This window comes from Pseudomonas sp. AK106, from assembly GCF_053903055.1.
Genome location: NZ_CP096426.1, coordinates 3,132,337 through 3,144,044 on the forward strand (window position 1 = coordinate 3,132,337; position 11,708 = coordinate 3,144,044).

At 61.4% G+C, this 11,708-nt stretch carries 13 protein-coding genes; 10 read left to right on the forward strand and 3 right to left on the reverse strand.

Annotated elements, in window-relative coordinates; translation table 11 throughout:
- Positions 1-23: 23 nt before the first annotated feature.
- Positions 24-242 (reverse strand): hypothetical protein, encoded by a 219-nt coding sequence (locus M1E04_RS13965; RefSeq protein ID WP_065991495.1) that lies wholly within the window; start codon positions 240-242, stop codon positions 24-26.
- Here M1E04_RS13965 and M1E04_RS13970 point away from each other — a divergent pair.
- Positions 241-507, forward strand: a complete 267-nt coding sequence (locus M1E04_RS13970) for a hypothetical protein (protein WP_065991494.1) — start codon at positions 241-243, stop codon at positions 505-507. The two genes, M1E04_RS13965 and M1E04_RS13970, sit on opposite strands and share 2 nt — an antisense overlap.
- Positions 508-566: 59 nt before the next feature.
- Here the strand turns inward: M1E04_RS13970 and M1E04_RS13975 are convergent, their stop codons facing one another.
- The gene (locus M1E04_RS13975) at positions 567-806 is read right to left on the reverse strand and encodes a glutaredoxin family protein (protein ID WP_192131252.1); all 240 of its coding nucleotides are present in this window, start codon (positions 804-806) and stop codon (positions 567-569) included.
- Positions 807-1,068: 262 nt separating this feature from the next.
- On the opposite strand from M1E04_RS13975, the gene M1E04_RS13980 reads away from it, so the two are divergent.
- The 9 genes from M1E04_RS13980 (at position 1,069) to M1E04_RS14020 (ending at position 10,674) form a co-directional block, all read left to right on the forward strand.
- Positions 1,069-1,383, forward strand: a complete 315-nt coding sequence (locus M1E04_RS13980) for a DUF883 family protein (protein ID WP_065991492.1) — start codon at positions 1,069-1,071, stop codon at positions 1,381-1,383.
- 5 nt (positions 1,384-1,388) lie between these two features.
- Positions 1,389-1,775, forward strand: coding sequence for a phage holin family protein (locus M1E04_RS13985; protein ID WP_065991491.1), 387 nt, complete (start codon positions 1,389-1,391; stop codon positions 1,773-1,775).
- Positions 1,772-2,113 (forward strand): hypothetical protein, encoded by a 342-nt coding sequence (locus M1E04_RS13990; protein ID WP_065991490.1) that lies wholly within the window; start codon positions 1,772-1,774, stop codon positions 2,111-2,113. The genes M1E04_RS13985 and M1E04_RS13990 overlap by 4 nt, the downstream gene beginning before the upstream one ends.
- 142 nt (positions 2,114-2,255) lie before the next feature.
- Entirely contained in the window at positions 2,256-3,419 is a 1,164-nt protein-coding gene (locus M1E04_RS13995) for an EAL domain-containing protein (RefSeq protein ID WP_456291525.1), read from the forward strand.
- Between the two features lie 95 nt (positions 3,420-3,514).
- Positions 3,515-4,846 (forward strand): deoxyguanosinetriphosphate triphosphohydrolase, encoded by a 1,332-nt coding sequence (locus M1E04_RS14000; protein WP_192131248.1) that lies wholly within the window; start codon positions 3,515-3,517, stop codon positions 4,844-4,846.
- Between the two features lie 298 nt (positions 4,847-5,144).
- Complete coding sequence (locus M1E04_RS14005) at positions 5,145-5,534, forward strand: response regulator (protein WP_369318110.1); 390 nt, start codon at positions 5,145-5,147, stop codon at positions 5,532-5,534.
- A 363-nt stretch (positions 5,535-5,897) separates the two neighbouring features.
- Positions 5,898-6,524 (forward strand): response regulator transcription factor, encoded by a 627-nt coding sequence (locus M1E04_RS14010; RefSeq protein WP_065991486.1) that lies wholly within the window; start codon positions 5,898-5,900, stop codon positions 6,522-6,524.
- Between the two features lie 8 nt (positions 6,525-6,532).
- Positions 6,533-10,210: a transporter substrate-binding domain-containing protein gene (locus M1E04_RS14015; protein ID WP_456291526.1), complete on the forward strand. Its 3,678-nt coding sequence runs from the start codon at positions 6,533-6,535 to the stop codon at positions 10,208-10,210.
- The gene (locus tag M1E04_RS14020) at positions 10,207-10,674 is read left to right on the forward strand and encodes a GNAT family N-acetyltransferase (protein ID WP_456291527.1); all 468 of its coding nucleotides are present in this window, start codon (positions 10,207-10,209) and stop codon (positions 10,672-10,674) included. The genes M1E04_RS14015 and M1E04_RS14020 overlap by 4 nt, the downstream gene beginning before the upstream one ends.
- A 22-nt stretch (positions 10,675-10,696) precedes the next feature.
- Here the strand turns inward: M1E04_RS14020 and M1E04_RS14025 are convergent, their stop codons facing one another.
- On the reverse strand, positions 10,697-11,638 hold the full coding sequence (locus tag M1E04_RS14025; RefSeq protein WP_456293198.1) for a LysR substrate-binding domain-containing protein: 942 nt from the start codon (positions 11,636-11,638) through the stop codon (positions 10,697-10,699).
- Between the last annotated feature and the right edge of the window lie 70 nt (positions 11,639-11,708).

Here is an 11,708-nt window from a genome sequence, read left to right on the forward strand (position 1 = left end):
CTGGATGCGCAAATTGATTTGTCCTAAAATGTTTCGAAATCGGCACGCAGGCGCGAATCCGAGCGGACACGAACACCCACGTGACTGAAATCGAAAACGCCTGCCAGACCTGAACCCATAAAAAGAAAGCCCGTCATCGACGGGCTTTTTTCGTTTTCAGCGTTTGTATCGCGCGTCGGGCGCCACTGCACGACGTGCTGCCACCACAGATTTCTTTTCGCAACTTTTGAGGTTACGCCCATGCTGGTTCAATTCTTCCAATGGATCAAACGTCTCTCCACCGGTACGTCATCGCAGAACGATGACAACTACTCCCAGTCCTTTTCCAACGAAGACCACGACGTGGGTCGCTGGACGTTCATGTCGGTGTTCATCGTGCTCACCCTGAGCCTGTACATCGTCGCCGGCCTTGGCTACTACGCCAAAGTCCACGTCTGGGACGGCATGACCGACGAGCAGAAAGCCGCTGTCGCTCAAGCCATGGTGGTCGACACGCAATACCTCTGATACGCGACATTTCTGAAGCCAGCGATAACGCGCGGTCCTGTGCCCTGATCGCGTGGGCGTCAGTCGCTCAGAAACAGCACGACCTGATCGGTGTCGAACGGCCAGTCCAGTTCGGCACCGGTGTCCGCCCGCCTCAGCACGGGAATTCGCAGGCCGTAGGTTTCGTGGTCCGCCTCGCTGTCGGCAATGTCGACCAGCTCCACCATCAAGCCGTGCTCAACCAGCGGCATCAGTTCCGCTTCGGCCACCTCGCACAGATGACACCCCAACGTTCCAAATAGCTGACATTCCGATGGCATGGCTCGGCCCCTCTGTGGCTGCGATTGCAAGGGTTTGGATGAACCAGTCTAGAACTCCCCTGAAACACCGTCGAGCCTGCCCATGCGCCCAGACCTCCCTCCACGCGCCTGCCCACACTGGCGCGCAACCCTCGGCGGGCGCACCGGAACGGCGCAGAAAACGCCATGGCCGAAACGGCAGTGCTGTTCACGCGATTGGAATGAACCTTCAGGAATGCGCCATACTCGAAACCCCATATCGTCATCCCCTAAGGAGAAAACCATGGCTCGACCTACAGCAGAAAAAGCCCAGGACATATTGATGTCTGACTTCCAGACGCTGGTTGCCGATACGGAAAAACTGCTGGCGCACACGGCCTCCCTGGCCGGTGAACAGGCTGACGAACTGCGTGAGCAGATTCGCGAAAGCCTGCTCCGTGCACGCGAAACCCTCAAGCTGACCGAAGAAACCCTGCGCGCACGCGGCAAGGAAGCGGTCATCGTCACTGAGGACTATGTTCAGAACAATCCATGGCAATCGGTAGGCATCGCAGCTGGCGTCGGCTTTCTGCTGGGCCTGCTGGCCACCCGGCGCTAACGGCCATGACGCAGCCGACAGGTCCAACCGGGACCGATCAATCCTCTTCGCCACGACGGCTGGGTGCGGCCTTTCTAGGGCTGCTGCACACCCATGTCGAGCTCTTCGGCATTGAGCTTCAGGAACAGAAAGCCCGTACGGTCAGGCTGTTGCTGTTCGCAGGCCTGGCGCTGGTTTTCGCGTTGCTGCTGCTCATCGGCCTGTCCGCGCTGTTGCTGGTTCTCGTCTGGGACAGCTATCGCCTTTACGGGATCGTCGGCCTGTGCGGGCTATACACCCTGGCGGCATTGTTCTGCGCCATGCGGCTTAAGGCGGCTGTGTTCGATGAGTCTTCACCCTTCCATTCGACCCTGGAAGAACTGGCCAACGACCGCGAGCGACTGATGCCATGAGTGCACCTCAATTGCCCCAGACCCATAACCGTCGCGAGCTGCGCAAGGCGCTGATCCGCCTGCGCATGGAAATGCACCGTCAGGAGATCCGTCAGGAATCCTCGCGATTGATGCACCCTTTGCAACGCATGCGCGGCATGGCCTCCGACCTCCCCGGCTCCCTCGGCATCAAGCATGGGCCGCTGTGGGGCGTCGGTGCTGTCACCCTCCTCGGGTTCCTCACCGGCAAGGGCACGCGCAGCAAAAAGACCGGCAGTGTCACCCGCCTGATCAAGTTCAGCGCAACCGTATTGCCATTGATCAAGATGGCCCTGCAGAACTCGTCCCGCCGTCGCTAAAAGCCTTCTGGCTGCATTCTTGCTAAGCAACCCCGCCTTGCCCGATACGCCTATCGGGTGAGGTGGCGGTGCTTGTCAGACGAGAACACTCAGCCAATCCGTCGCCAACACCACTCCAATCAACCGCCACTAAGGAGGCCCCGTGTTCGATGGGCAACCGCTCGCCTGTTTCCAGCCGTTCATCGACACCGCGACCGGGCGCATCGCCGGCGTAGAAGCCCTGGGCCGTCTGCGCCAGGCAGACGGCAGCCTGCAATCGGTCGGCGCGCTGTTCACGGACCCACGGCGCCCGGCGGTGCAATTGCGTCGGCTGGACCGTCAGGTTCGCGACAATGCCTTGAGCCGCTTTCACGATGCGCCGAGCGACTGGTTCCTGAGCCTGAACATCTCCCCGCGCTGGATCAGCCGCCTGCGCGCCGACGAATCGCCGCCCAGCCTGAAGCAGCTGCAGACCTACGGCATTCCCGCGGAACGGATCGTTTTCGAAATCACCGAATTGAGCGGCGATGGCCAGCGCCTGAACGAGGTGGTCGCCCGCTACCGCGACGCCGGCGCGCGCATTGCCATCGATGATTTCGGCGCCGGCTATTCGCAGCTGGACCGGGTACTGGCGTTGCAGCCCGACATCCTCAAGCTCGACATGCGCCTGTTTCAGGCCGCAGCCAGGGGCGGCCCCAGCAGTGATGTGGTCAAGGCCCTCGCCCAAATGGCGGAGAAAACCGGGTGCTGGATCATCGCCGAAGGGGTCGAGACCGAAGCCGAGCTGGACTTCGCCCTCGAATGCGGCTCGCGCTACGTCCAGGGCTATCTGTTCGCCCCGGCGCAGCTGGACTTCTTTAATGCCAATGCATTTGTCGACCGCTTCGCCGTCCTGCGTGATCGTTACGTGATGAAGAAAGTGGGTGAGCGCGAACGGCTGATGACCCTGCGCCGACAACTCACGCAGTTGATGTCCCGCCTGCAGAGCTGGGCCGAGGGCAACGCGCCGCTGAGTGATTTGCCCCAGGTCACTGACTTCCCGTGGTTGCTGCGCTTTTACCAGTGCGACCGCCATGGCACGCAGCTCACGCCGAATCTGGAATGGCGCAACGGCGCGTGGACCGCGGACGCCCGGTATCTGGGCCATAACTGGTCGTGGCGACCCTATTTCTATCACCTGCTGGCCGAGGGCTGGCACGAGCGGCGCCTGACGCTGTCGAGCACCTACCGGGACGCCACCAGCAATCAGTATTGCCTGACGGCCGGACAATTCTTCGACAACGGCGAGCGGCTGTTGCTGATCGATGTCGACGCAGCAGGGTTTTGATGACGCTTCTTGACGCCGCATCGGCGATCTTGTGCTTGCAGCGTGCGGGGCGAACCGGGAAGCTAGCGCGGTAATCACCCGACGGAGTACCGGCCTTGGATTGGCAAACCCTGCTCACCCGCGAGCGCCTTGGCAAAACCCTGCACAGCCCTGAGGAACTGGGCCGCAGTCCGTTCCACAAGGATCACGACCGCATTATTTTCTCCGGTGCCTTTCGCCGTCTAGGCCGCAAGACCCAGGTTCACCCGGTCACCAGCAACGACCACATTCACACGCGCCTGACCCATTCGCTGGAGGTCAGCTGCGTCGGCCGCTCGCTGGGCATGCGCGTCGGCGAAACCCTGCGCAGCGCCCTGCCCGACTGGTGTGACCCCAGCGATCTGGGCATGGTCGTGCAATCGGCCTGTCTGGCGCACGACATCGGTAACCCGCCGTTCGGCCACTCCGGTGAAGACGCCATTCGCAACTGGTTCAAACAGGCCGCCGGCCGCGGCTGGCTCGACGCGATGAGCGAAGTCGAGCGCAATGACTTTCTCAATTTCGAAGGCAATGCCCAGGGTTTTCGCGTCCTGACTCAGCTGGAGTACCACCAGTTCGAAGGCGGCACGCGGCTGACCTACGCGACCCTCGGCACCTACCTGAAATACCCGTGGACGGCGCGTCACGCCGACTCGCTGGGCTACAAGAAACACAAATTCGGCTGCTACCAGAGCGAGCTGCCGATCCTCGAGCAAATCGCCGGCAAGCTCGGTCTGCCGCAGATCGAGGACCAACGCTGGGCCCGGCATCCGCTGGTGTACCTGATGGAGGCGGCCGACGACATCTGCTACGCGCTGATCGATCTCGAAGACGGCCTGGAAATGGAGTTGCTCACCTACGACGAAGTGGAGTCGCTGTTGCTGGGCCTGGTGGGCGATGACCTGCCCGAAACCTATCGTCAGTTGGGCCCCAATGACTCCCGTCGTCGCAAGCTGGCGATTCTGCGCGGCAAGGCCATCGAGCACCTGACCAACGCCGCCGCCCGCGCGTTCGTCGAACAGCAGGACGCACTGCTGGCCGGCACGCTGCAGGGTGATCTGGTCGAACACATGCACGGGCCGGCCAAGCGCTGCGTGCTCAACGCCAAGGACATGGCGCGCAAGAAGATCTTCCAGGACAAGCGCAAGACCCTGCACGAAATCGGCGCCTACACCACGCTGGAGATCCTGCTAAACGCCTTCTGCGGCGCGGCGCTGGAACAGTTCGGCGGGCATGAGCCGTCGTTCAAGAGCCGGCGCATTCTCGATCTGCTGGGCAATAACGCGCCCGACCCGAGCTGGCCGTTGCACACGTCCTTTCTCAGGGTCATCGACTTCATTGCCGGCATGACCGACAGCTACGCCAGCGAAATGGCCCGTGAGATGACCGGCCACTCCAACCCCGCCTAGGGCTGCCCGCCAGCCGTGGCGCCCTTCCTAGGACGCTTGCCAAAGCCCGAATACGTACCGGTATTCGGGCTTTTCTCGTTGGGGCTTCAGGCAATCCAACAGCAACTTCGGACATTTCCTACGCAACCGTCGGAATGCCCTTATCGCTGGTCATACATCGCTGCCGAATAATCCGCGCCATTCCGAGCCTTGGGACAACCCGACCCATTACCTCCCGAAGACACCGCCCGCCCTGCGAGCGCGCCGCCGGCCCGCCTTCAAACGGCGGTGCTCATTTCCCCTACGTCTGGAACCGCCGATGTTCACGAAAGATTTCCGAATCCTGTTGGTTGAGGATCATCCGTTTCAGTTGATTGCCTTGCAGATTCTGCTGAACAACCACGGCCTGTACCGTGTCACGCCAGCGCTCAATGCCAGCGAAGCGCTCGGCGCCATGGAGCGCAGCGCCGAGCTCTATGACCTGCTGCTCTGTGACCAGCGTCTGCCAGGCATGTGTGGCCTGGAGCTGATTCAGACGGCGAACCAGCGCGGGTTGGTCCAGCGCGCCGTGCTGCTCAGCGGCCTCGACGCGGATCCGCTGGCGAACCTTGAGTCCGAGGCCAGGGCGCTGGGCCTGCCACTGCTGGGGTGCCTGAGTAAGCCGCTTAACACCCTCGAGCTGATCAGCCTGCTGTCCGCACCCGCTTAAGGTTGCCTGCATGGCAGCCTTTTTTGGATATATCGGGCAAGAATACAGACCGCTGCCCAGCGCCTATTGCCAAAGCGCCGTTGATATCGTTGAACCGACATGTTTAAGCAGGTAGGCAAAGTTTCCGGATTATGTAGGGTTATTCCGATTCGCAATAAACGCGCGCACTTAAATGCATATCGATTGATGGTAAATGCTGTTACGTATTAAACATTCATGACCGCTGCGTGTATCCACGTACGCACATACGCTTATTTCTGTAGGAACATTCCTATATAGCGCTTCGGGCATGATCTCTTCGTGTGCGCCTCTGAACATCTGGGATAAGGTGCGCGCTTTCTTGCCACCCGTTATGGATTGATCATGAACTCTATTTTTATTATCGACGACCACCCGGTCATACGAATGGCCATACGTATGCTTCTGGAAAACGAGAATTACGAGGTGGTCGGAGAGACCGACAACGGTGTCGACGCCATGCAGATGGTCCGTGAATGCATGCCCGATCTCATCATCCTGGACATCAGCATCCCCAAGCTGGACGGGCTCGAAGTCCTCGCCCGCTTCAACGCCATGAACCTGCCCTCGAAAATTCTCGTACTCACTGCTCAGGCGCCGAGCCTGTTCGCCATCCGGTGCATGCAGTCGGGCGCTTCGGGATATGTCTGCAAGCAGGAAGACCTCAGCGAACTTGTCAGTTCGGTCAAAGCGGTATTATCCGGCTACAATTACTTTCCCAGTCAGGCCCTTGCCGCATCAATCAAAAAAGAGGGTGACCCCAACGAGCTTGAGCGCTTCAAACTCGTCAATGACCGTGAACTGATGGTGTTGCAACTGTTTGCCCAAGGGCGGACAAACAAGGAAATCGCCAAAGGCATGTTCCTCAGCAACAAAACGGTCAGCACTTACAAAACCCGATTGATGCAAAAACTCAAGGCCAAGACTCTGGTAGAACTTATCGAGATGGCAAAACGTAATTCGCTAGTGTGAGAGACAGGATGCCAAAGGCGTTAAAGGACTATTGGATAGCAGCCGTGATTGTCTGCCTGAGCTTCGATAGCCAGGCAGAACCCCTGGCGCCGGAACGCTACACGCTGCTGAGCCGCTCCAACCCTGCGCACATGGACGTGACGCTGGAGCGCGCCCAGTGGCAATGGGTGCGCAACAAGCGCGAGCTCGTGGTCGGCACCTCCGCGCCGGACTATCCGCCTTTCGACATGACCCTGACCGGGCACGACTACGAAGGCTTTACCGCCGACTACATCGGCATTCTCGGACGCGTGCTCGACCTGCCGGTCAAGGTCCTGCGTTTCGCCAGCCGCGACGAGGCGGTTCAGGCGCTGAGCAAGGGCGAAATCGATCTGCTGGGCAGCGCCAATGGCTACGAAGCGGCGTCGCGCGGGATCGTACTGTCTACGCCCTACGCCGTGGATCAGCCCGTCCTGGTGACCCGCGCCGGCGAGGCCCGGCCCCTGAGCGGCGACCTCAACGGTTTGCGCCTGAGCATGGTTTATCACTACCTGCCGCCCGACGAAATCGCCGCGCTGTATCCCAAGGCGCGCCTGCAGACCTTCCCCTCCTTCCAGAGCGCGATCAACGCCGTGGCCTTCAATCAGGCCGACGTGTTTCTGGGCGACACCATCTCCACCCATTACGTGATCAACAAGGGCTATCTGAACAACGTGCAGATGGCCAATTTCGGCAAGCACGAGGCAAACGGTTTCAGCTTCGCCGTGCAGGCTTCAAACCCGATACTGCTGGACATCGTCAATCGGATCATCAAAGGCATTCCGGTGGAAGAGCGCATCGCCATTTCCAAACGCTGGGGCGCCGGTAGCGATCTGATGCTCACCGACCAGAAGCTGCAGCTCAATCAACGGGAAGAACGCTGGATCGCTCAGCATCCGACCGTTCGCGTAGTGTTCAACGAGGCTTACGCGCCGCTGACGTTTTTTGATGCAGCCGGCAATTTCAGCGGCGTCACCGCCGACCTGCTCGAACTCATACGCCTGCGCACCGGGCTCACCTTCAAGGTCAGCCATGCCGCCAGCATGAACGACATGACCAACCAGTTGAGCCAGGGCCAGGCCGACCTGATTGGCGCGATGATTCCCAGCGAAGAGCGCCAGAACCGCTTCAATTTCAGCCGGCCGTACATGGATAACGTGTTCGTGCTGGTCACCCGCAAGGAAACCTCGGCGCCCTCCAATCTCGATCAACTGGACGGCAAGCGGGTGGCGCTGGCCCTCAGCAGCCCGATCCTGCCTTTCCTGCGCGACCAGCACCCGGGCATTTATCCGGTGGAGGTCGACAACCCGGCGCAAGCCCTGGACCTGCTGGCCCACGGCCGTACCGAGGGCGCCATCACGTCGCTGTTCAGCGCCAGTTATTTCCTCTCCTCCCGGGCGTTGAACGACACGTTGCAGATGCGCGTGACCGTCGGGCAGGAACCGGCGCGCATTGCCATGGCCACGTCACGCAATGCGACCGAACTGACCTCGATTCTCGACAAGGCGCTGTCGAGCATCGCCCCGGAAGACCTGGCCGCGATCAACAATCGGTGGCGCACCTATACGCCGCCGAGCAGCGGCGCGTGGCACGACTATGAGCTGTTGATCTATCAGATCATCGGCGGCGCCAGCCTGTTGCTGCTCGGCTCGCTGGCCTGGAACGCGTGGATGCGCCGGCAGATCAAACAGCGCGAACGCGCCGAGCGGGCGCTCAACGATCAGTTCGAATTCATGAGCGCGCTGCTCAACGGCACGCCTCATCCCATCTATGTCCGCGACCGCGACGGCCTGCTGAAAATGTGCAACGAAAGCTACCTCGCCGCCTTTGCCGAGCGGCGCGAGGACGTGATCGGCAAAAGCATTCTGGACGGTGTACTGAGCAACACCGAAGAGGCCCAGGGTTACGTCGAGGATTACAAGCGCGTCATGGCCGACAACGAGCCCTTGATTCTCGACCGCTCGCTGCACATCGGCGGCCGCGAGCTGACGATCTACCACTGGATCCTGCCGTTCCGCGATTCCCTCGGCAAAGTGCAAGGCATCATCGGCGGCTGGATCGACATCAGCGAACGGCGGCAACTGATCGAGCAACTGCAGACGGCCAAGGACCTGGCGGACGATGCCAACCGCGCCAAAAGCACCTTCCTGGCAACCATGAGCCATGAGATCCGCACGCCCATGAACGCCGTCATCGGCATGCTCGAGCTGGCCCTGAAGCGTGCCGACCACGGCCATCTCGACCGACCGGCCATCGAAGTGGCCTACAGCTCGGCGAAGGATTTGCTCGAACTGATCGGCGATATCCTCGACATCGCGCGCATCGAGTCGGGGCGACTGAGCCTGAGCCCCGAGCGCGCCAACCTGCGCCAGCTGGTCGAATCCGTGGTGCGGGTGTTCGACGGCCTGGCCCGGCAGAAAAGCCTCACCCTGGCCCTGGATCTGGACGCGCGGACCAACACCGATGTGCTGATCGACCCGCTGCGCTTCAAGCAGATCCTCTCCAATCTCATCAGCAACGCCATCAAGTTCACCGAAATGGGTCAGGTCAAGATCACCCTGCAGACCGAAGCCGGCCGCAGCCCCCAGCAAATGCGCGTGCAAGTGGTGATTCACGACAGCGGCATCGGCATCACCGAGCAGGACCAGCAGCGGCTGTTTGCGCCCTTCTCTCAGGTCGATCAATCCGGGCAACTGGCGCGCACCGGCGCCGGCCTGGGTCTGGTGATCTGTCGCAGCCTGTGCGAAATGATGGGCGGGAAGCTGACGCTGAGCAGCCGCCCCGGGGATGGCACGCGCATCGAAATGACCTTCGAGTTCACCACCCTGGAGCCGCTGGAGGCGAAAAGCATCGCCCGTGAAGCGGTCACCCATGCCTCGGGACAGCTGCATATTCTGATCGTCGACGACCACCCGGCGAACCGTCTGTTGCTGTTCGAGCAACTGTGCTTCCTCGGGCACCGCTGCGACATGGCGCTTCAGGGTGCCGAAGCGCTGGAACGCTGGCGTGCAGAGCGTTTCGATCTGGTGATCGCGGACTGCAACATGCCGGTCATGAACGGCTACGACCTCACCCGGGCCATCCGTCAGCTGGAGCAAACCGAGGCGCGTCCGCGCTGCACCGTACTGGGCTACACCGCCAATGCGCAGCCGGAGGAAAAGCAACGCTGCCGTGATGCCGGGATGGATGACTGCCTGTTCAAACCCATCAGCCTGACCGCGCTGAACGACCGCCTGCGCAAGGTCATGCCGCTGCGGCCTTCGTCTGCGCCGGGCACGCTCCCGGCCCTGTCCGCTCAGCTGCCACAGCCTGTGTTCGACCCGCACACCATCGAAGCGTTGACCGGTGGCAGGGCCGACATGAATGAGCGACTACTGGATCAGCTCATCGCCAGCATGCATCAGGACCGCGCCGAGCTGAACGCGACCACGCTGCCGAGCCAGCTGAAAGACATCGGCCACAAGGTGCGCGGCGCCGCGAACATTATTTCGGCGACCGCGGTCATTCAAGGCTGCGAAGCGCTGGAAGCGGCCTGCGAGGCCGACGCGCCGGAGGCCATTGTCGGCGAGCGGCAGTCTGCACTCAATGCGGCGATGGGCGCGCTGGAGCAGGCGCTGGTGGCTTATCGCGGGAAAGCGCCCGCGTCACAGGCAGGGCCGCAGGTATGAAGCTGATCGCGATGAACGCGGATGATTTTCAGGTGTTTGCTGCCCGTTCGGTCGCCGGGTACGCCCGGGACATTGCGCGGACCTACGGGCTGCGTGATGCGCTGGCCTGCACAAGCGCAAACGCTGACTTCAATGAACTGTTGGAGGACGGTCTGGACACCGAGGGGCACTACTTCTACCGCGTGTGCAACGCCGATGGCACTGAGGTGGGCAGCCTCTGGATAGGGATTGTGGAGAACCCGCCGTTGCCCACCCGACTGTTCGTCTACGACCTGGAAATTGATCAGGCCTTCAAACGTCAGGGCCTGGGCAGGCAGGCACTGATCGCCGTCGAAGCGTGGGCCCTCGAGCGCGGCATTCGGCGTCTGGAGTTGAACGTGTTTTCGGACAACGTTGCCGCGCGGACGCTCTACGAGACCTCGGGGATGGCGGTCTGCGAGATGACCATGGGCAAGGATTTATAGCCCGCCGCTGTGTGCGCCCGGATCAGGCCGGCCCGGCAGCAGAATCGACGCTGCCGTACGGCGCCAGATGCTCGCTGAGGTACTTGAGCAGAATGCTGACCTTCGGCAGCGCCTCTCGGGCTTTCAGCCAGACCAGGTTCATCGGCAGGCCATCGGTCGCAAGCTCCGGGAGCACTTCCACCAGCCGACCTTCGTTGAGGTGGGTCTGCACCAGCCAAGTCGGCAACTGAGCGATGCCATGGCCTTCCAGCGTGGCCGACACCTCCCCCTCCCCGTCGCCCACGGCAATGCGCGGATGAATGATCCGACGCTCCTGATCTCCCGGCACGCGCCCGCGAAAATACCAGGGTCCGACCTGCCCGTCGGACTGGCCGTAGGCGATGCAGTGATGATGCTCGAGATCGGCGTCGGTCTGCGGCCGACCGTGCTCGGCGATATAACTCGGCGCGGCACAGAAGACCAGTCGCTGGGCGCCGATGAACCGATGCCCCAGCCCCGCGGCCCAGGCGTCGCGCCCACCGATCCTGACCACAATATCGATGCCTTCATGCACCGGATCGACAAACCGGTCAGAGAACGAAATATGCGGTTGCAGCAGCGGGTACTCTTTGACGAAATTGAGAATCAGCGGCAACACATGGAGACGCCCGTAGGACGCGGGCAAATCAATCCGCACCCGGCCATGGGGTTCATGCCGCTCCGAGGCGAGGGCCAGCTCGGCTTCTTCGAGGTCTGCCAGCACGCCGCTGCAGGTGGCGTAGAACTTCACACCGGCTTCGGTGAGGGACAACCGCCGGGTGGTGCGGTTGAACAAACGCTGGCCCAACCGCTGTTCCAGGCGGGCGATGCCTTTGCTGACCGCCGAGGCTGTCAGGTTCAGCTTGAGTGCGGCATTGGCGAAGCTGCCGAAATCGGCCACTGCCACAAATACGTCAATGCCTTTGAGACGCTCGGAGGAGAACAACGCGAACACCATTACTGAATTGGATTCGCGATAGTAAGTCATTTATGTCGCGGATGAGAATACAGATCTC

Bases quoted from the DNA above. Each gene is read 5' to 3' on its own strand.
- M1E04_RS13970 (WP_065991494.1), top strand. From the start codon at position 241: ATGCTGGTTCAATTCTTCCAATGGATCAAACGTCTCTCCACCGGTACG.
- M1E04_RS13965 (WP_065991495.1), bottom strand. From the start codon at position 242: ATGGGCGTAACCTCAAAAGTTGCGAAAAGAAATCTGTGGTGGCAGCAC.
- M1E04_RS13975 (WP_192131252.1), bottom strand. From the start codon at position 806: ATGCCATCGGAATGTCAGCTATTTGGAACGTTGGGGTGTCATCTGTGC.
- M1E04_RS13980 (WP_065991492.1), top strand. From the start codon at position 1,069: ATGGCTCGACCTACAGCAGAAAAAGCCCAGGACATATTGATGTCTGAC.
- M1E04_RS13985 (WP_065991491.1), top strand. From the start codon at position 1,389: ATGACGCAGCCGACAGGTCCAACCGGGACCGATCAATCCTCTTCGCCA.
- M1E04_RS13990 (WP_065991490.1), top strand. From the start codon at position 1,772: ATGAGTGCACCTCAATTGCCCCAGACCCATAACCGTCGCGAGCTGCGC.
- M1E04_RS14005 (WP_369318110.1), top strand. From the start codon at position 5,145: ATGTTCACGAAAGATTTCCGAATCCTGTTGGTTGAGGATCATCCGTTT.
- M1E04_RS14010 (WP_065991486.1), top strand. From the start codon at position 5,898: ATGAACTCTATTTTTATTATCGACGACCACCCGGTCATACGAATGGCC.
- M1E04_RS14015 (WP_456291526.1), top strand. From the start codon at position 6,533: ATGCCAAAGGCGTTAAAGGACTATTGGATAGCAGCCGTGATTGTCTGC.
- M1E04_RS14020 (WP_456291527.1), top strand. From the start codon at position 10,207: ATGAAGCTGATCGCGATGAACGCGGATGATTTTCAGGTGTTTGCTGCC.